At 58.8% G+C, this 19,088-nt stretch carries 20 protein-coding genes and 2 pseudogenes; 13 read left to right on the forward strand and 9 right to left on the reverse strand.

From position 1 onward, the window contains the following. Positions 1–42 precede the first annotated feature (42 nt). The 3 genes and pseudogenes from socA to JJQ51_RS15180 all read left to right on the forward strand — a co-directional run. Complete coding sequence (gene socA / locus JJQ51_RS15170; protein WP_113351990.1) at positions 43–582, forward strand: type VI toxin-antitoxin system SocA family antitoxin; 540 nt, start codon at positions 43–45, stop codon at positions 580–582. Then, positions 560–1,279: a type VI toxin-antitoxin system SocB family DNA replication inhibitor toxin gene (socB, locus tag JJQ51_RS15175; RefSeq protein WP_269244854.1), complete on the forward strand. Its 720-nt coding sequence runs from the start codon at positions 560–562 to the stop codon at positions 1,277–1,279. The genes socA and socB overlap by 23 nt, the downstream gene beginning before the upstream one ends. Beyond that, positions 1,279–1,456, forward strand: a pseudogene (locus tag JJQ51_RS15180) (GIY-YIG nuclease family protein); the annotation flags it as partial. The gene socB and the pseudogene JJQ51_RS15180, both read left to right, overlap by 1 nt. Positions 1,457–1,469: 13 nt before the next feature. Here JJQ51_RS15180 and JJQ51_RS15185 read toward each other — a convergent pair. Both JJQ51_RS15185 and JJQ51_RS15190 read right to left on the reverse strand, forming a co-directional pair. Continuing rightward, positions 1,470–1,866 (reverse strand): annotated as a pseudogene (locus JJQ51_RS15185) (winged helix-turn-helix transcriptional regulator). A 71-nt stretch (positions 1,867–1,937) separates the two neighbouring features. Further along, positions 1,938–2,675, reverse strand: coding sequence for an SDR family oxidoreductase (locus tag JJQ51_RS15190; protein WP_113351988.1), 738 nt, complete (start codon positions 2,673–2,675; stop codon positions 1,938–1,940). Between the two features lie 229 nt (positions 2,676–2,904). On the opposite strand from JJQ51_RS15190, the gene JJQ51_RS15195 reads away from it, so the two are divergent. From JJQ51_RS15195 to JJQ51_RS15210, 4 genes are all read left to right on the forward strand, one after another. Continuing rightward, positions 2,905–3,435, forward strand: a complete 531-nt coding sequence (locus JJQ51_RS15195) for a TetR/AcrR family transcriptional regulator (RefSeq protein ID WP_233788703.1) — start codon at positions 2,905–2,907, stop codon at positions 3,433–3,435. 234 nt (positions 3,436–3,669) lie between these two features. Beyond that, complete coding sequence (locus JJQ51_RS15200; RefSeq protein ID WP_113332935.1) at positions 3,670–4,953, forward strand: sugar MFS transporter; 1,284 nt, start codon at positions 3,670–3,672, stop codon at positions 4,951–4,953. Positions 4,954–5,064: 111 nt separating this feature from the next. Beyond that, a complete protein-coding gene (gene pncA / locus JJQ51_RS15205; RefSeq protein WP_145632628.1) occupies positions 5,065–5,688 on the forward strand; it encodes a bifunctional nicotinamidase/pyrazinamidase in 624 nt (207 codons plus the stop codon). A gap of 81 nt (positions 5,689–5,769) precedes the next feature. Beyond that, positions 5,770–6,855 (forward strand): glycosyltransferase family 4 protein, encoded by a 1,086-nt coding sequence (locus JJQ51_RS15210; protein ID WP_145632625.1) that lies wholly within the window; start codon positions 5,770–5,772, stop codon positions 6,853–6,855. 6 nt (positions 6,856–6,861) lie between these two features. On the opposite strand, the gene JJQ51_RS15215 is transcribed toward JJQ51_RS15210, so the two are convergent. Both JJQ51_RS15215 and gcvA read right to left on the reverse strand, forming a co-directional pair. Beyond that, positions 6,862–8,259, reverse strand: coding sequence for a hypothetical protein (locus JJQ51_RS15215; RefSeq protein ID WP_145632622.1), 1,398 nt, complete (start codon positions 8,257–8,259; stop codon positions 6,862–6,864). 156 nt (positions 8,260–8,415) lie between these two features. Next, entirely contained in the window at positions 8,416–9,303 is an 888-nt protein-coding gene (gene gcvA / locus JJQ51_RS15220) for a transcriptional regulator GcvA (protein ID WP_145632619.1), read from the reverse strand. A 124-nt stretch (positions 9,304–9,427) separates the two neighbouring features. Between gcvA and JJQ51_RS15225 the strand changes: the two genes are divergently transcribed. The 3 genes from JJQ51_RS15225 (at position 9,428) to panB (ending at position 12,042) form a co-directional block, all read left to right on the forward strand. Next, positions 9,428–10,132 carry an SDR family oxidoreductase gene (locus JJQ51_RS15225; protein WP_152092659.1) on the forward strand — a complete coding sequence of 235 codons (705 nt, stop codon included), beginning with the start codon at positions 9,428–9,430 and terminating at the stop codon, positions 10,130–10,132. A 211-nt stretch (positions 10,133–10,343) separates the two neighbouring features. After that, on the forward strand, positions 10,344–11,219 hold the full coding sequence (gene panC / locus JJQ51_RS15230) for a pantoate--beta-alanine ligase (protein ID WP_269244855.1): 876 nt from the start codon (positions 10,344–10,346) through the stop codon (positions 11,217–11,219). A 1-nt stretch (position 11,220) separates the two neighbouring features. Then, on the forward strand, positions 11,221–12,042 hold the full coding sequence (gene panB, locus JJQ51_RS15235) for a 3-methyl-2-oxobutanoate hydroxymethyltransferase (protein WP_269244856.1): 822 nt from the start codon (positions 11,221–11,223) through the stop codon (positions 12,040–12,042). Between the two features lie 7 nt (positions 12,043–12,049). Here the strand turns inward: panB and JJQ51_RS15240 are convergent, their stop codons facing one another. Then, the gene (locus JJQ51_RS15240; protein ID WP_145316753.1) at positions 12,050–12,301 is read right to left on the reverse strand and encodes a DUF2164 domain-containing protein; all 252 of its coding nucleotides are present in this window, start codon (positions 12,299–12,301) and stop codon (positions 12,050–12,052) included. Between the two features lie 234 nt (positions 12,302–12,535). Between JJQ51_RS15240 and JJQ51_RS15245 the strand changes: the two genes are divergently transcribed. Together JJQ51_RS15245 and JJQ51_RS15250 are read left to right on the forward strand one after the other, a co-directional pair. Further along, on the forward strand, positions 12,536–13,258 hold the full coding sequence (locus tag JJQ51_RS15245; protein WP_269244857.1) for an AzlC family ABC transporter permease: 723 nt from the start codon (positions 12,536–12,538) through the stop codon (positions 13,256–13,258). 2 nt (positions 13,259–13,260) lie between these two features. After that, positions 13,261–13,572 carry an AzlD family protein gene (locus JJQ51_RS15250; RefSeq protein ID WP_113332927.1) on the forward strand — a complete coding sequence of 104 codons (312 nt, stop codon included), beginning with the start codon at positions 13,261–13,263 and terminating at the stop codon, positions 13,570–13,572. A 43-nt stretch (positions 13,573–13,615) separates the two neighbouring features. On the opposite strand, the gene JJQ51_RS15255 is transcribed toward JJQ51_RS15250, so the two are convergent. Then, positions 13,616–15,451 carry an aminopeptidase P family protein gene (locus JJQ51_RS15255; protein WP_269244858.1) on the reverse strand — a complete coding sequence of 612 codons (1,836 nt, stop codon included), beginning with the start codon at positions 15,449–15,451 and terminating at the stop codon, positions 13,616–13,618. 344 nt (positions 15,452–15,795) lie between these two features. On the opposite strand from JJQ51_RS15255, the gene JJQ51_RS15260 reads away from it, so the two are divergent. Then, the gene (locus JJQ51_RS15260; RefSeq protein WP_162711788.1) at positions 15,796–15,936 is read left to right on the forward strand and encodes a hypothetical protein; all 141 of its coding nucleotides are present in this window, start codon (positions 15,796–15,798) and stop codon (positions 15,934–15,936) included. A 200-nt stretch (positions 15,937–16,136) separates the two neighbouring features. Here the strand turns inward: JJQ51_RS15260 and JJQ51_RS15265 are convergent, their stop codons facing one another. Genes JJQ51_RS15265 through JJQ51_RS15275 form a run of 3 tightly spaced genes read right to left on the reverse strand, consistent with a single transcriptional unit; the run spans position 16,137 to position 18,794 of the window. Beyond that, entirely contained in the window at positions 16,137–17,015 is an 879-nt protein-coding gene (locus JJQ51_RS15265) for a 50S ribosomal protein L11 methyltransferase (protein WP_113332925.1), read from the reverse strand. 20 nt (positions 17,016–17,035) lie between these two features. Beyond that, entirely contained in the window at positions 17,036–18,184 is a 1,149-nt protein-coding gene (locus JJQ51_RS15270; protein ID WP_113332924.1) for an FAD-dependent oxidoreductase, read from the reverse strand. Positions 18,185–18,191: 7 nt separating this feature from the next. Beyond that, entirely contained in the window at positions 18,192–18,794 is a 603-nt protein-coding gene (locus tag JJQ51_RS15275) for an SCO family protein (RefSeq protein ID WP_113332923.1), read from the reverse strand. Positions 18,795–19,088: the final 294 nt, after the last annotated feature.

Raw genomic sequence — 19,088 nt, forward strand, 5'->3', positions numbered from 1 at the left:
GGGAACGAGTTCTTTTTAGCTGACTGCCGCAAGATATAGAAAATGCATGATCCGAGAGCTATCGCTAACTACGTCCTAGAGCTCGCAGAAGAAGATGCGCGCCCGGTGACAAACATTGTTCTGCAGAAGCTAATATATTTCTGTCATGCATTCTTCTTGCTTGAACATGAGAAACCGCTGGTAAGCGGTTACTTTGAAGCTTGGACTTATGGCCCGGTTCACCCGGCTTTGTACAAATCCTTCAAAGAGTTCGGTGCTAATCCAATTAGAGGCAGAGCTTCCAGGTATGACGTTATCTCTGGTGCCAGCTTTGTGATCGAGCCAATTTCTGACAAATCTGCTCGAAGAGTAATTAGATCGGTAATGGTGAATTTCTCTAGTTTATCAGCAGGGCAATTGGTCGATCTATCACACGCACCAAATGGCCCTTGGCATTATACTGTGGAGAACTCAAAAATTAATGCAAATCTTGGGTTACGAATCACCGACGATGTTACAAAAGAAAGATTCAAGTTCTTAAAATTGGCAATTGGAAAATCGTCGAGACAAAGGGAACCCGATGAAGACACGCCGTTTGGCTGAGACTGATCTTGCGCGAATCGCTGTTTTACCGATTTCCCACCAATGGATTCTCTTGCGGAAACATAAGTTTGGACGCCCTCCTCATACTTACGATCCCGTTCGAAGGGCGCAGCCGGATATTCTCAATCGCCAAATACCTCTGTTTGGCAAAGCCGAGCCGACGCCTTGGCAGAAGGTTTGCGAGATTGTTCAAAAGCACTCCCGTCATATTGCTGAATATGAGCACAATCTAAGTGTCGCAAAGGCCCTCTACGATTTTGCTCAGCATGAACAGATATACTCGCGCGACCGCTTGATGCCCAACTGGGCGATTGGTTTCGGACAGACCGTACGTTTTTGGCCGGATTACATCTCAATTGTGGGCGAGCAGCCGGAAGTTAGTTTTCACGATTATCGCCTTACCAAGCGTTTGAATAAAGAAGCTAGACGCTTTGCCTTTTCCGTTATGCATGAGCGCACGCGGGCCCTTGATCCAGACTTGCAGAATGTAGCCCTGGCCATTTATCAGTTTAGAAAATTGGATGATGGAACCCGGATATTACAGCGCCGTACCGATGATGGATTGGAATTATTTAGCTTCGATCAGCTTAACGAAATGATCTCGACGACGTATCGCATATGGGAACAGGTACTTGTCGAGAGAGAAGAAGATAATAGAAGAGCGGCGAATAGTAACAGCAACCCAATGGGTTTCTGACACCGAGCTTTGCTTGGAAATATGGGATGCACACGGCTCGTCTGGTATGAAGACCACGCCGACATCATTTCAATACAACGCGAAAAATCGCTGAAACGCTGGTATCGCCAGTGGAAAATCGAGCTGGTTGAAAAGACAAATCCGGATTGGCGGGATTTATACCACGAGCTCTGGTGAAGCCGCACGCTCTTCAATTCCCCCGCGCATCCTGATCCTTGAGCCACAGCCCAAACTCCTTGACCACGGCCACCACCTTCTCCAACCGCCGCCCATCCTCCGTCAGCGAATATTCCACCTTCACTGGAACCGTCGGATAGACCGTCCGCCGGATCAGACCCGCCTCCTCCAGCGCGCAGATCAAGCGTCAGCATCCTCTGCGAAATGCCAGGCATCAGCCGCCTCAGCTCGTTGAAACGCTGGGGTCCATCGACCAGATAAGACACAATCAGCAGCCGCCAGCGGCCGCCCAGCAAATGCATCGCTTCCTCGACGGAGCAGCCAGTTACGGTCTTTTTCATCGCACCTACCTCATGTGCATGGCGGTATAATTTTTGTACGAGACAGTCCCGGTCTCGCAGCGGCATCATTCGGTGTCGCGATTTGTGGCAAGAAACGATCCTTCTGCCGCAAAGGCTTCTGCACCTCGCGCTACTCGATCTCAGTTGCGTCCGCCATTTGCCCTGATGATCTGGCCGTTGACCCAGCCGCTCCGCGGGCCGGCCAGAAACGATACGATCTGGGCGATGTCGTCAGGAATCCCGAGGCGCCCGAGCGGAATGTCGTTTATCAGCCGCTGGATCAGCGCCTCGGACCGCCCCTTGAACAGCAATTCGGTAGCGATCGGCCCTGGCGCGACCGCATTGACGGTGACGCCGCGCGGGCCGAGTTCCTTAGCAAGAATATGCGTCATCGCCTCCACCGCCGCTTTGGTCGCCGCATAGACGCCATTGCCGGGGGAATAGTGACCGATGATGCTCGTGGAAAGATTGATGATGCGGCCACCATCGCGCACCCGCTTCGCCCCTTCTCGCATCCCGTTGAAAGTGCCTGTCAGATTGACGGCGATTTGCTGCTGAAAATCCTCATCCGAGACCTCAGCCAGCGGCGAAAATTTGCTGATACCTGCATTGTTGACGAGCACATCGACCCTGCCGAACTCTGCTTCGGTGCGATCGAACAATGCCGTTATTGCCGCAGCGTCGCTAACATCGGCACGGATTGCAATCGCGCGGCCGCCTGCCGCCGTGATGCCGGCAACAACATCGGAGGCCTCTCCGGAACTCGATGCGTAATTGACGACGGTCTGAAAGCCGTCTTCGGCAAGCTGCCTCGCAATGGCTGCCCCAATCCCTTTGGATGCGCCGGTTACGATCGCCGTTCTAATTTCGTTGGACATGCGTCAATCTCCTTGTCGTTCGCACACGCGCTCTCGAGCATGCCTGGGAACTCAATCCCGGCATGTCGCTTAAACGCTTGTTTCGTTGGGTTGCGAACTGTAATATGAGCGATAATTCGCTTTTTGCTACTCGCATTCCAGGAACATGTCCGAAGGCCCTCTCCATAGCCGTGCCGCGCCGAGAAAAGCGCCAAGACAAGCCCGCTCGCTCGCAACAGTCGAGGCGATCGTGGAGGCTGCAGCTCGCATTTTGGAGGAGCACGGCCATGAGGCCTTCTCCACCAATGCCGTTGCGGAAAAGGCCGGCGTCAGTGTCGGCTCGCTCTATCAATATTTTCCGCGCAAGGATGCGTTGATCGGAGCCTTGATCCTGCGCGAGACTTCGCGTCTCGTCGCAGAGGCGGAAATTGCCGCCGACAAGCCCACGGGCAGCGAGGCCTTGTCGGCGCTCATCCTCCCTTGCGTCGAGCAGCAACTTCGCCGGCCGGCGCTAGCCCGCTTGCTCGATTTCGAGGAAGCGCGCCTTCCGCTTGATGCCGCCACCGAAGCGGTCAAAAGGCGCTTCTTCGAGCTCACGCGCGCAACCCTGCTGCGGCCAGATTTGCCGCCGCAGGCCGATATCGATGTGGCGAGTCGCGACGTGGTCGCCATCATCAAGGGAATAGTCGATGCCGCCGGGGAGCATGGCGACCAGGATAGATACCAGCTGGCTCTGCGCGTGAAACGCGCCGTTCTTGGCTATTTGCACAGCCTCGACTGACGTCGGCAGACATTCCGCCCTTGCAAGTGATTGCATTGCAGCATTGCAAAATCCGCATGCCTAGCAAGCTACCAATAGCGGACCAATCGATTATATCGATTGAAGCGGCTTCGGGATTCTGCGTTTCCCGCGGTATCTCGGTAAGCCGCCGCCAGTTTCTTCTTTCGGCCCGTTCGGGCTTTCGTCCGGCTCGAATCTCGAAGCCTGGCAACAACAAAAACCGAGGATAAAAAAGTGGCTGGCTCAGCAACAAGCTCTGCGCCCACCAGCGCGCGTGCATCCGCACACCAAGGCCAGGGCAATTACCAATTCGCGCTTATCGCACTCACCTCACTCTTTTTCATGTGGGGCTTCATTACTTGCTTGAACGATATTCTGGTCCCGCACCTGAAAAGCGTCTTTCAGCTCAATTACACGCAGGCAATGCTCATCCAGCTTTGCTTTTTCGGCGCATACTCCATCATATCGCTGCCTGCCGGCACACTCGTGAAGCGCATCACCTATAAATGGGGCATCGTCGTCGGCCTTGCGATCGCGGCTGTCGGCTGCGCCCTGTTCATTCCTGCCGCCACGTATCGCGTCTACGCCCTTTTCTTGGGCGCACTTTTCGTGCTCGCCACCGGCATCACGATCCTGCAGGTTGCCGCAAACCCCTATGTCACCGTATTGGGACCTCCGGATACGGCCGCCAGCCGCCTGAACCTGACGCAGGCCTTCAACTCGCTCGGCACGACGATTGCCCCCTACTTCGGCGCGATGTTGATCCTGTCTGCCGCGACTGTTGCAGCCACCAACGCGACACCGGAACAGCTCGACGCCATGCGGCTTGCGGAAGCCGGCGCGGTCAAATTCCCCTATCTGCTCCTTGCCGCCGCTTTCCTAGTGCTCGCGGCCGTCTTTGCGGCGCTGAAACTCCCGCAAGTCGAGGATGAGGAGACTATCGAGCCGATGCGCGGCGGCGGCTCTGCCTGGCAATACCGCCATCTCGTGCTCGGCGCTCTCGGCATCTTTGTTTATGTCGGAGCCGAAGTCAGCGTCGGCAGCTTCCTGGTGAATTTCCTCAGCCAGCCCGATATCGCGCATCTTTCCGAAGCGGACGCCGCCCATTACGTCTCCTATTTCTGGGGCGGCGCGATGGTCGGACGCTTCGTCGGCTCGGCAATCATGCGCCACATCGATGACGGCAAGGCGCTTGCCTTCAATGCTGTCGCCGCGATCATCCTCCTGCTGGTGACGGTGCTGACGACAGGCCATGTCGCCATGTGGGCCGTGCTGGCGATCGGCCTCTTCAACTCGATCATGTTCCCGACGATCTTCAGCCTCGCGCTGCACGGTCTCGGCAAATATACGAGCCAGGGCTCGGGCATTCTGTGCCTTGCCATTGTCGGCGGCGCGATCCTGCCTGTTATCCAGGGCGGCCTTGCCGATACGATCGGCATCCACCTGGCCTTCCTGATGCCGATTATCTGCTACATCTACATTGCCTTCTATGGGCTCAAGGGCCACAAGCCGGCATAAGCCTTCACAAACCATCGCGCCTCGCCGCCTTCATCGGCGGGGCGCAAAGGGCTTGATCCGAAGCGCGCCACTTGGCATCGTGCAGCGCAACAAAACGGAAGGACAGGTCTCATGAAAGCGCTGCTGCTCATCGACATCCAGAACGGCTTCTGCCCTGGCGGTAACCTTCCAGTTCCAGAGGGAGACCAGGTGGTGCCCGTCGCCAACCAGCTCATTGATAGCGGCAAATACGATCTCATCGTCGCGTCACAGGATTGGCACCCGCCTGGTCACGGCAGCTTCGCCTCCTCCCATCCCGGCAAGAAACCCTTTGAAATCGGCATGCTTTCGGGCAAGCCGCAAATGATGTGGCCCGACCACTGCGTTCAGAACAGCAAAGATGCCGAGTTCCGTCCCGATCTCCATATGGCCGCCGTCGATTTCATCCAGCAAAAAGGCCAGAATCCCGCCGTCGACAGCTACTCCGCCTTCCGCGACAACGATCAGGCTGCCCTCACCGGACTGGCCGCCTATCTACGCAACAAAGGCGTCACCGAACTCGACCTTTGCGGGCTGGCAACCGATTATTGCGTCAAGTTCTCGGCGCTCGATGCCGTTGAAATGCTGCCCGGCGTCACAGTCCGCTTCATCGAAGACGCCAGCCGAGGCATCGATCCCGCCGGCGTAAAATCGGCAATCGACGAGATGCGAGCCCGCGGCGTCACCATTGCCAGCAGCAAGGACGCGCTTGCGTAAAATCGCGCGAAGCAAGCTAAACCTTCTCTAAATAAAATGGTGCAAGCTATTCCCTGTCAGTAAGATATCGGGATCTTTAGCGTGCAGTCGATTGTCATCAACGGGCGTTTTCTCGGCCAGCCTCTGTCCGGTGTACAGCGCTTTGCGCGCGAATTGACCCTGGCGCTCGATCGCAAGATCTCCTCAGGCGCACTGCCTGCCTCCCTGAAAGGGGTGCGCTGGCGTTTGGCGGTGCCGCGCAATACGCCTGTCGATATGAGGCTTTCGGCGATAGAAATCGATAGTTTCGGTTCCGGCCCCGGCCATCTCTGGGAGCAAACAGCGCTGCTTTCACACTCGCGCGGCAGTCGGCTCATCGGCTTTGGCGGCAGCGGCCCACTTCTGCATCGCCGCCAGGCCGTCGTCATCCATGACGTGACGATCTTCCGCCATCCGCAGTCCTTCAAGCGCAGCTACCGCCTGCTGCATGGCGCCCTTGGAACCGTGCTGACGCGCACCGCTAAGATCGGTACCGTCTCCGAATTCTCGCGGCAGGAGCTCGCCTCGGTATTCCGGGTGCCATCGACTGGTATCGATGTCGTCTACAATGCCGTCGATCATTATGCCGCCATCGAGCCGGATGAGGCCGTCATGCAGCGGCTTGGTCTGAAAACCAACGGCTTCTTCCTACTCGTCGGCACGATGAAGCCGAACAAGAACCTCGATTTCGCCATTCGCGCTTTCGAGGCGCTCAAGGATATCAATCAGAAGCTCGTGGTCGTCGGCGGCTCCGCACCGACCGTGTTCAAATCGGACAACCAGCAATCGAGCGACAGCATGCTCTTCCCCGGCAGGCTCGCCGATGCAGAAATCGCCGCCCTGGAGCGCCATGCCACAGCTTTCGTTTTCCCGAGCCTTTACGAAGGTTTCGGTATCCCGCCGCTGGAGGCGATGACCCAGGGCTGCCCGGTGCTCGCGGCCGATATTCCTGCCGTGCGTGAGGCGTCGGGCGATGCCGCGCTCTACTTCGATCCCTTCCGACAGGACGAACTTGTCTCCGCCATGCGGCGGATCGCGACGGACGAGACATTGCGCCAGGATCTGCGTCGACGCGGCCATGAGAACGTTACGCGCTTCTCCTGGGATGGCAGCGCAGATCGCGTCCTGTCCATTTTGGAAGATCTCTAAGAGATTTCAGGACCGGGACTGCGGCCGGAACATGGTGACAAAATAGCTGTAGAGGCCGAGCAGGCAGAAGAGCGCACCCCCGACAACGCCGATAGCCACAGATGTCCAGAGCGAATAGCCAAAACCGGCAGTTGCCAGCACCGGCAGGGCCAGCCCGATGCCCGACAGAACGACGGGCGGCCAGACGAAATCGAAGGCAAGAGACATCATCACCTTGACGCCGATCGTCATGGCACAAAGCGCGCCAATCATGCCGCCGGCCATGAGGGCAGCATCGCCGAAGGAACCGAGATAGCCTCCGATGAGCGTGCCCGCATTCAGCAGCGCGCAATCCAGCGCCGCGAGCAGGAAGATCGTCAATAGCCGATGCTGCAGATGCGCCGGGGTGGGCATCATGTTGGCCGTCAGCGCGCGGCATGTCGCAAGGCCGATGACAAAGGGGGCGACGGCAAGAAACTCCTTGCGCAAACCGGCGGCAATGACCAATTGCCCGACCGGCTGCAGCAGCGCGAAAATGCCGGCGGCGGTTATCAGCGTCAAACCGGTCAGCAGCGAGTAATATTCCCCAAGCTGCTTGGCAAAGGCAGGGGTTCGCCCATCGCGATCATAGGTCGTGACGACATCGGGATATTGAATGGCCTGCAGCGCAGAGACGATCAGGACGAAGGGTCTCTGCAGCAGATCAAGCGCCAGAAGTGCGCCGGCAGCGCCACCCGCTCCCAGCGAGGCCGTGAGGATCGATTTCAATCCCAACGGCGTCAACATGCCGATAATGGAGGCGCTCGCGGCAACGCTGCCATAGACGAAATGCTTACGTACCAGCGCCTTCTCGAACGAAGCCGCCTCGTGAAGACTGTTGCGGCTCAGAAAAGCGGCAAGGAGCCCATAGGCAAGATAGCCGGCCATCAGACCGATGACGGTGCATGTGAAAGTCGGAGCAACGGCGGTGCCCGCAAGCGTACCGATTGCCAGAATCGTCGCGCGCGACCCCTGCAGCCGCGAAAAGACGCGAAATTCCTGACGGAAGCGCAGCATGGTGAGATGCAGGTCGCTCCCGCCCTGGAAGATCGCAACCAGGCCGCCAAGCACGGCAATCTCTGCCGAGACCGAAAAGAGGATCGAGACGGAAGCGGCGATCAGGCAGATTGCCGAGCATGCCGCGAATTCTACCGTCAGCGCCTTGCGCTCCAGTGCCTCGCTCCCTGGCCCCTGCCCCGGATAGAAGCGACTGCAGGCAAAGCGAACCCACTCGAAGCAGAGGATCGCCGCAAACTGGCTGATCGAGATGAACAGCGAATAGGCCGCATAGTCCGCCGGAGCCAGCAGATGTGCCACCACGATCAGCAGCCCGAAAGCCACTGCAGCCTGATAGAAATATGCAGCCAACGCCACGATCTTTGCCATGGTGGCAGCTAACAGGAAAAGATTGAGGAAAGCGCTAACCCCGGAAGGCAATTGCAGCATTCGGCAGCGCGATCGCGCTTGATGCGCCACGTTGCCAGCCGGCGGCCTTCCAGCGATGAAAACTTCCACGGTCGCACCACCGAGCAGTATCCACTATTACCTGCTCGCTTCTCCCCTCATCCAGTCGATCACCGTCTCAAGCGCTGCGGATTTGCGATAGCGCGGCCAGACGAGATAGAAGTCGGATGGACCGCTTAGCGACCCCTGGATAACCTGCGTCAGACGGCCTTCCACCATATCTCGCGCCACGAAATCGCGGTTGGCGAGGACGATTCCCTGCCCCGCAATGGCCGCTTCGATCGCATGCGATGTCTGGTTGAAGCTGATCCCTTTATAGGAGGCGTGGACTGCCCGCCCGAAATGCTTGTCGATAAATTCTGGCCAGGAATTATGGGCGTCATGGAGAAGCGCGTAGTCGGCGAGTTCTTCCGCCGTCTTCGGTGACTTTCGGTGATGCAGCAGCGTCGGGCTGCAAACGGCGATGATCTCTTGCTCGAAAAGCAGTTCGGTCGCCAACCCCGGCCCGAAAGGCGGTCGCCCATATCGAACGGCAAGATCCACTCCATCCGCTTGAAAGCCCGACATACGGTCCGTGGCGAGGATATGAAGATCGAGATCGGGATGACGAGCCGTAAAATCCGGCAGGCGTGGGATCAGCCATTTCGATGCGAATGTCGGCGTGGTGCTGATGGTTAGCCTTACGGGTTGCGGCTCGAGGTCGCTGGTCGCTTGAGCGATGATTTCGAAAGCGCGCCTGATATCGGCGATATAGCCCCGCCCCTCGCCCGTTAGCACCAAAGACCGCGGCATCCGCTCGAACAGCTTTACGCCCAGCTCGGCTTCCAGCCCTCTCACCTGTTGAGCCACCGCTCCTTGCGTAACCCCCAGCTCCTCGGCCGCCAGCTTGAAGCTGTGATGGCGTGCAGCCACTTCGAATGCCTTTAGGCCATTCAGAGAGGGAAGTTTACCGGGCGAACCATTCATGCGATAGTTTTTCTACTGGCAAACGGGAATTTATCTGCTTCGCTCTCGCGCGAGGGTAATGATATTTCATCGGTAGTTTCGAAGCAATCGGTTCCAGTGGAACGAGATGAAGGAGGAAGGACCCATGTCGATAGAAAAAGTGGCTGTGATCACTGCCGGCGGCAGCGGCATGGGCGCTGCAAGCGCTAGGCGCCTTGCGGCCGATGGCTTCCATGTCGCCATCCTCTCCTCCTCCGGAAAGGGTGAGGCGCTGGCTCAGGAGCTTGGCGGTATCGGCGTTACCGGCTCCAACCAATCTAACGACGATCTCAAGCGCCTGGTCGATGCGACGATGGAAAAATGGGCGCGCATCGATGTGCTCGTCAACAGCGCCGGCCACGGCCCGCGCGCCCCGCTCCTCGAGATTACCGACGAGCAATGGCACACCGGCCTCGATGTCTATCTCATGAACGTCATCCGTCCGACACGCCTCATCGCCCCCATCATGCAGAAGCAGAAAACCGGCGCGATCATCAACATCTCCACGGCATGGGCATTCGAGCCATCGCCAATGTTCCCGACCTCGGGGGTATTCCGGGCTGGCCTTGCCTCCTATACGAAGATTTTCGCCGACACCTACGCCGCCGACAATGTGCGGATGAATAACGTCCTACCCGGCTGGATCGACAGCCTGCCGGCGACCGAAGAACGCCGCGACAGCGTGCCGATGCGGCGCTACGGCACCAGCGCAGAGATCGCCGCCACCGTCGCCTTCCTCGCCTCAGACGGCGCCGGCTACATCACCGGTCAGAATCTCAAGGTCGACGGCGGCCTGATGCGCTCGGTCTAGCTACGCAAGACAGCATTATCTCGCTTTCGCTCTCGCAGGCACCACTTGGGAGAGCGATTTTGTTTGGAGCGGGATAGCGGAGATTATATCGCCTTGGTTGGCCGGCCGCGAGCGAATTGCCTTTCTGCACTGCACACGTTAGAAGTCCCGGCAATTTTTAGGGATGGAAACGGGCAATGCGGAAACGAATTGCTTGGGGAGGAGTGCCACGATGGAGATCGTTCACACGATAGCCGCTCTACGCGAACGGCTTGGCGAACACCGCAAAGCCGGCAGGCGCATCGGCCTGGTGCCTACCATGGGCTACCTGCATGCCGGCCACATGGAACTCGTCTCCCGCGCTAAGGCCGAGAACGACGTCGTCGTCACCTCCATTTTCGTCAATCCGCTGCAGTTCGGCGCCAATGAGGATCTGGCGAAATATCCGCGCGATCTCGAACGCGACAGCGCCATGTTGTGCGATGCCGGTGTCGACTATCTCTTCGCACCTGGTGTTGCAGATATGTATCCGCGTCCGATGCAAACTGTGGTCGATGTGCCGAAACTTGGCGCGGAGCTGGAAGGCGCGGTTCGCCCGGGCCATTTCGCCGGGGTTGCCACCGTCGTCACCAAGCTCTTCAACATCGTCCAGCCGGATAGTGCCTATTTCGGCGAGAAGGATTATCAGCAAGTAACGATCATCCGCCGCATGGTCGAGGATCTGGCCCAGCCCGTCCGGGTCGTACCGGTGCCGACCGTTCGCGATGCGGATGGCCTGGCCCTCTCCTCGCGCAATGTCTACCTGTCGAAGGAAGAGCGTGCCGCCGCGGTTATCGTTCCCAAGGCATTGGCGGAAGCCGAGCGACTATATGATCTCGGGGTGAATGACCCCGCCGCACTCGAAGAGGCGCTGCGCGCTTTCATCGAAAAGGAGCCGCTCGCGACCGTGGAAGTCGCCGCCGTTCGCCATCCTGAAACGCTGGAACCATTGAGCAAACTGCAGGGGCAGCCAATCCTCATTGCCTTGTTCGTCCGCATCGGTACCACTCGTCTGCTAGACAACCGGGTCATCGGCCGCAAGCCATCAAACAACGAAAAGGCCGCCTGAGATGAGCACTGTCGGACATGCCAAGCGCATAACGCCCGCCGCCATCGAGGCGATGAAGGGCACGCGCCCGATCGTCAGCCTGACGGCCTATACGACACCGATCGCCCGCCTGCTCGATCCGCATTGCGACCTGCTTCTCGTGGGCGATTCCCTCGGCATGGTACTCTACGGCATGGAAACGACCGTCGGCGTCACGCTGGAGATGATGATCGCCCACGGCAAGGCCGTCATGCGTGGCGCCAATCATGCCTGCGTTACCGTCGACCTGCCTTTCGGCTCCTATCAGGAATCGAAGGAGCAGGCATTCCGCAGTGCCGCGCGCATCCTGAAGGAAACCGGCTGCGATGGCGTGAAGCTGGAGGGTGGCGAGGAAATGGCTGAAACCGTGGCCTTCCTGACCTCTCGCGGTATTCCGGTCTTCGGCCATGTCGGCCTGATGCCGCAGCAGGTGAATACGACCGGCGGCTATCGCTCTCTTGGCCGCTCGGACAAGGAAGCAGACAAGATCCGGCGTGACGCCAAGGCGATCTCGGAGGCCGGCGCCTTCGCAATGGTGATCGAAGGCACAATCGAGCCGCTCGCCCGCGAGATTACCGCCGCCGTTGCCATTCCCACCATCGGCATTGGTGCATCTGCCGCCTGCGATGGCCAGATCCTCGTTTCCGACGACATGCTCGGCCTGTTCAACGATTTCAAGCCGCGCTTCGTCAAGCATTTCGCAGAGCTGGCGCCCATGATCTCGAAAGCCGCGGAAACCTATGCCGAAGAGGTGAAGGCTCGCACTTTCCCGGCTATTGAGCATACGTTCCAGCCGAAAAAGTGAACCGCCCTCAGCTCTTGGCCGGCTCCTTCTCCAAAAGATAGATCGCTTCGCCGAAATCCTCCATCTTGCTCATCAATGCCGCATGGGCATCCCGCAAGCCCTGATTGTAGTAGTAAGGCCCGATCTCTGCGGTGAAGAAGTCGAGCAGGAATTCGGCCGGCAACGAGCCGAGCGTCTGATCCAGCTCGTCGGCGAAATAGCGCTGAAGGCGGGCGACCATGGCTGCCTTCTCCTCCTTCGCAAAAGTGATCTTCTTCATCTTTCCATCTCCCATTTTTGCGAGCGGCTCCAAGTACTGGATCAAGGAAATCAATTGATCCATCAAGGAAATTCAATTGCTGGCTCTAAAGGCACGGCTTACACCTCCGGCCATTGAACCGCGCGGCAGCAAATGCGCAAGGGTGCAACCATCGTTGCTTCCATGCGGAATGCCCGCCCTCGACACGACATCTTGGCGAGAGCGCCGGATTTCCCACAAAGGACAAAGCGGACCATGAGTCGCGCGGAATTTCTTGAAGGCTTGAAGGGCGGCATTCCCGTCGGCCTCGCTGCTGCACCCTTTGGCGCCCTTTTCGGCGCGCTGGCGCGCGATCAGGGCATGTCCCTTGGCGAACTAACCCTGATGAGCAGTACCGTCTATGCCGGCGCCAGCCAAATGGTGGGCATCGACCTCTTCGGCCACAGTGTTCAGGCTTGGCTCATCGTGCTGTCGATCCTCGCCGTGAACTTCCGCCATGTGCTCTATTCGGCGGCGATCGCTCGCTACATCAGGCACTTTTCCGCAGTGGAGAAATTCTTCACCTTCTTCCTGCTGGTCGATCCGCAATTTGCCGAGACGATCAAGCGCCATGAAAGCGGCAAGCCGGTGACTTTCGCCTGGTACATTGGCTTTGCGGCGGTGATCTATATCCCTTGGGTGGTTGTGAGCCTGATCGGCGGTCTTCTCGGCAGTTTCATCGGCGATCCCAAGGCCATCGGCCTCGACATTCTGCTGCCGGTCTATTTCCTCGGCATCGTCATGGGCTTCCGTACGCGCGACAACTTCCTGCCTGTCGTGGCGGTCAGTGCCGTAGCATCAGCCATCGCCCATCGCTATGTCGGCTCGCCCTGGCATGTCAGCATTGGCGCATTGGCGGGCGTCGCGCTTGCCGCAATGCTGCCGCCGGTCAAAGCGAATCGCAAGCCTGATATCGCGCACGAAAGCCACGAGGTCTGACCATGTTCGATTTCAATTCGCATATGGTTCTGCTGATTGCGGCCGCAGCGGTGGTGACCTTCCTGACGCGCATCGGCGGCTATATCCTGATCGTCAAGATGACCCGCATTCCGCCACGCGTCGAAGCCGCGCTCAATGCCGTGCCCGCCGCCGTACTCACGACCCTCGTCGCCCCCGCCTTCTTCATAGGCGGCTGGGATACGAAGGTGGCGATGCTCGCAGCCCTTCTTGTCGGCCTGCGCTATCCATCGACCTATATGCTGGTCGCCGGATGGATCGTTGTCATGGCATGGCGCCATTCCATAGGCGCTTGAGACGGACCCCATCCCTTTCGAGATCGGATGAGGTCCATATTTCTCAATGGCTGAGCGCGAGCGTGGCATTTTCCAGCCACGCCCGTACGTCATGATCATGGATCAGCGGCATCAGCGCTTCGCGCGTCCGGGCGTGATACTCGTTCAGCCAATGCAGCTCCTCGTGTGTCAGCAGTTCCACCAGCACCAGACTGCGATCGATGGGGCAGAAGGTCAAAGTCTCGAAGCCCAACATCGGCATGTCACCACCCTCGATCTCCTCCGGCTCACGGATATAGATCAGGTTTTCGATGCGAATGCCGAAGTGACCAGGACGATAATAGCCGGGTTCATTGGATAGGATCATGCCGGGAAGCAGTTCCTGCACGGCGAGGCGCGCAATGCGCTGCGGGCCTTCATGGACGGAGAGATAGGAACCGACGCCGTGGCCGGTGCCATGCGCGAAATCGACGCCCGCCTTCCAGAGCGCGATCCGTGCCAGCGGATCGAGATCGCAACCGCGCGTACCCTTCGGGAAGCGCGCTGTGCTGATGGCAATCATTCCCTTCAGGACCAGCGTGAAGAGACGCTTGTGCTCTTCCGATACGGCACCGATGCCAACGGTGCGGGTGATGTCGGTCGTACCGTTGATATATTGCGCGCCTGAATCGATGAGGAACAACTCGCCTGCCTGGATCAGCCGGTCACTCGCCGTCGTCACGCGGTAATGCATGATGGCCGCGTGCTCGCCGGCACCGGAGATCGTATCAAAGGAGATGTCCTTGAGCGGGTTCTGCATGCTTTCGCCGACGCGGGCACGGCAGGCTTCCAGCCTTTCTGCCGCGGCGATTTCGGTCACTGTTCCCGGCTTGCTTGTCTCCAGCCAGTAAAGAAACTCGACCATCGCAGCCCCATCCTGCAGGTGCGCCGCGGCCGATCCGTTGATTTCGGCGGCATTCTTGCAGGCACGTGGCAGCTTGGCGGGATCACTGCCCTCGACGACCTCTCCACCTTCACGACGGATGATATCGGTCAAGGCATAGGAAGCGAGATCCGGGTCGACTAGGATTCGCCCGCCGTTTGCAGCCGCAGCGGCCAGGCGCTTGACGAGTTCCGAAGGCGGCAGCTGCTTGCAGATCTGCGCGAGATAAGCTTCAGCCTCGACCTTGGTCTTGCGCTTGTCGAGGAAAAGCGCCGCTTCTCCTTCCGCATAGATGATGGCGCGGGCCAGAGGATGCGGCGTGTGCGGCACGTCGCTGCCGCGGATATTGAAGATCCAGGCGACAGAAGACGGATCGGTAATCAGCGCCGCCTTGAGATTCTTTTCCTTGAGGCCGCTTGCAATCGTTGCAAGCTTGTCCTTGGCGAGAATGCCGGCCTGAGCGATGTCCTGAATGATAACATTGCCCAACGGCTCGGCCGGCCGGTCCGTCCAGAGCTTGTCGAGCGGATTATGGGGCAGGAAGACGAGCTTGCCGTCGATCTCAGCCAGCGCCTTTTCCAGCCGGCGCACTTCCGCACCCGTATGCAGCCATGGATCGATACCAAGCCGGAAGCCCTTCTTCGCATGACGCGGCAGCCAGACATGCGGCGGCTCATTCACCAGATCGCCGCCAGTAAAGACGCTGCGGTCCACCTGTTCGGCAAGCTGCGTCACATACCGGCCATCCACAAAGACCACGGCCTGAGAGTGTGTGATAAGCGCAACACCCGCCGATCCTGTAAAGCCCGTGAGCCATGCGAGACGCTCCGAGCATTTGGGCACGTACTCGCCTTGATACTCGTCGGCTCGCGGCACCAGGAAGCCGTCAATGCCGAGATCGCCGAAGGCAGCGCGCAAACCGGCGACACGCTCGCGACCGAATTGCGGGGTGGAAGTGACGTCGAAAGACTGAAACATGAGCTGATCCGAGACTGGTGGAGATTCCGTGAAACCGAATATTGCCAGTATGTTAGAGCATCACAATCGGAAGTGCGACGTGATTTTCGATCCCTGAGACGATATGCGTGATTACAGGCACATCTCACCACATAAGAGCAGTCTATCCCAACTGCGGCCGTTAACGAATCCGCCCATTTCGTGAGCATGCCAGTTCGAATATGACAACTTCACGGCGCGAAACATGCATATCATGCATAGCTCCCATGAAGCTTCCCCCCTGCCACGTCGGCGGGCGAGTCGCTATATCCGCCGCATCAAACGGGGTTCACGAAGAACCAGCTCAAAACCAAGGACTTATGACAATGCCTATCTCTCGCTCCGCATATGTTAGCCCGGCGCTGGCTGGCGAGCGTCGCACCGTACGCCACTCCGTCGGCTCGCTTCGTCAGCTCGAAGTCGAAACCGCAAAGGCAATCGGCGCCAGCCGCGGCGGTCGCCGTTAAGAAGTTTACGATCTACGCGTTCGAAGTCGATCGCAATCCGGTTCTCCTCCTCCCTCTCGGATTGTGATCAGAACGCTTAGAGCCCGCTTGAGCACTCCTCCTCCACACGCTCGCGGGCAAGATCGGTGAAAACCGATCTGAAGGCGGTGCCTCGGCACCGCCTTTTTTATTTGCGATTGTTGATGCGGGAAGTGACCGGCTTAGGGCCGGTCGAGATGGATGGTGACCCAGCCGTTGCGCCAGATCGTGCGCACATGGCGCAGGTTTGCGCCATTATAGGCGGCGAGAACCTTCCAGCGCTGCTCGGCAAGGATACCCGACAGGATGACCGAACCGCCCGGTGCCAGATGCGCCACAAGCTGCGGCGCCATCTTGATGAGCGGGCGCGCCAGAATATTGGCGATGATCAGGTCGAACGGCCCATGACGGGAAAAGGCCGTGGAATGGAATCCCGGTGCCGTCTCCAGCGTGACACCCGAGGCGATGCCGTTGCTGCGGACATTTTCCTTCGCAACGCGGACGGCAATCGGATCGATGTCTGTTGCCAGAACCGGAATGTTGCGCAGCTTGCGAACGGCGATCGCCAGCACGCCGCTGCCCGTTCCGAGATCGAGCGCATTGCGCACGCGGCGACTCGCGACAACCTTCTCGATCGTCTCCAGGCAGCCCGCAGTCGTCCCATGGTGACCGGTGCCGAAGGCCTGCCCGGCTTCGATTTCGATGGCGATGTCACTAGGCCCGACCTTGTCGCGATCATGCGAACCGTGCACGAGGAAACGGCCTGCACGCACCGGCTTCAATCCTTCCAGCGACTTGGCGATCCAATCGATATCGGGAAGCACTTCCTTTTGAATGACGAGATCAGCAAAGGCAGGCTTCAGGAGCGCTTCGAAACGTCCGCGGACCCCATCCTCATCTGCGGCATAGAGATAGATCGACGCTTCCCAGACATCGTTCTTTTCATCGATCTCCGTCGTTGCGATCGGCAATTCTTCGTCTTCGAACACCGGCGTCATCAGGTCCAGAACCTGACCGGCCTTCTTCTCGGTCGTCGTCACATAAAGGCGGATTTCACTCAACTCGTCGCTCTTTCTCGTTCTTATTCAGCCCAGTCGATCCAGGGCGGTTTCGGCGTGTCATAGCCGGCCACACCCCGAAGCAATTGCCGGCGGACCGGGCCAAAGCGCAGCAATAGCGGCGCAAGGAAATTACGCGCCGCAACTGCCAGCGGGCTTTGCATCGTCACCAATCGCGTCAAGCCATAGGTCTGTTTCAAAACCTGCTTCACGGCGGGAACTCTCAAGGCCGAATACTCCTGTTCGCGGCCTTCCGCAATGAGCCAGGCAAGCCAGCAGGCATCTTCGATGCCGAGATTCATACCGCGAGCGCCGGCCGGCGAATGGATATGCGCGGCGTCGCCGGCAAGAAAGACATTGCCCTTGGCCATCGGCTCGACATGCCGAAAGTGGATGCGAAACTGCGAGGCCCATGTCTTTTCGGCAATGGCGGCCGGATGAGCGATGCGGCTTTCGAAATCCTCCAGCGTCGAGATATAGCGAATGATGTCGGTCGTAACAGGCAGGCGCCCGACCATGCCAGGATCGAAGAGCGATATCTCGGCAAAATGCGTGTCGACCGGCTCCGCATAGCGAAAATCGGCAAGATAGAAATAAGCCTCCAGCGCCTCGCCCGGGAAGCCGGCACCTAATGCCTTGCGCACTGCCGAATGGGCGCCGTCGGCGCCGATCAATATGTCAGGCCGCACCGTTTCCGACGTGCCATCTGCACTCCGCAGCGTGAGCTCCGGCTTTTGAGGGTCCGATATGACCTCCGCAATCACTGTCGTCTGCCATTCAGGCGCGATGCCGTAGGCCGAAAGCGCCTCCATCAGCTCACGCTCCGTACTTCCCTGCGGCAAGGCACAAACAGCGCTGAAGCGACCTTTCACCTCTCGTGTATCTAGCCGGATCAGAATCTTCCTATTCGAGCGGACCCGAAACTGCTCGATCGGCTGCGCGGCGGCGATGATGCGCTCCGCAACACCGGAAGGAGATAGCAGCGTCAGCGTGCGGGCGTTGACGCCGAGCGCCCGGCTTTCCTGCAGCGGCGTCGGACCTGTGCTGTCATCGACGATACGCGGCGAGAAGCCGCGACGGGCGAGCTCAAGGGCGGCGGCAAGGCCGACCGGCCCAGCTCCTGCGATCAGGATGGATCTGGATTTTCCCTGTCCACCAGTCCCCTCGCCCATGCAGGTCCTATCCCTTCTTGACCAGGTTCTCCAGCTTCTTCACCGCCACGTCCGGATCCTCCTCATAAGCGATGGTTCCAGCAAAGCGGCCCTGCGAATCCAGCAGGAAGACGGAAGCGGTGTGATCCATCGTATAGTCGCCATTCGGTTGCTTATCGTCGACCGGCACTTTCTTGGCATAGACACGGAAGCCCTTGACCATATCCATCACCTTGGCGGGGTCTCCAGAAATTCCGGTGATGCGCTTCGATACGTTGGAGACATATTGGTCCATGATGGCGGGCGTATCGCGCTCGGGATCAACAGTCACGAAATAGGCATTGAGTTTGCTCCCGTCGGGATCCACTTTCTGCAGCCAGGCATTCAGCTCGAACAGCGTCGTCGGGCAGACATCGGGGCAATGGGTATAGCCGAAGAAAACAGCTGACGGCTTGCCGCGGAACGCCTGCTCGCTGATCGGCTGGCCGCTCTGCGATACGAGGGTAAAGGGCACGCCATAAGGCCCGGATGACGTGACTTCCGGCGACTTGCCGCCGCCAAAGCTAAACCAGCCCAATAGTCCGGCCACGATCAATACGGCCACCCAAACTGCAATCCGCACGCTTCTCATGAATGCTATTCCTCACCGATACGGACAATTGCGCCGAAAGCACGGTGCAATCGACCTGCTAGCCGATGTAACGGCTCGAAGTGGAGGACGCAATTCAAGAAGATGTTCAGAGGAGGCCGAAATCGTCGCAGTATGTGGTTCCGGGGTTTTCCAAGCCTTGATCGCTCCATTTCGCCGCTCTTCTTGGGCCGGAGAAACAAAATCTGTTTTCATGTTAAACCAATCCTAACCAGTCCGCGCCAACATCTGCAGCAAAGGCCGAATTCGACCTCACTCGCCGCCCGAAAGCGCGGC

Origin of the sequence: Rhizobium sp. AG207R, assembly GCF_027109195.1 — a bacterium.
GTDB classification, from domain to species: Bacteria; Pseudomonadota; Alphaproteobacteria; order Rhizobiales; family Rhizobiaceae; genus Rhizobium; species Rhizobium dioscoreae.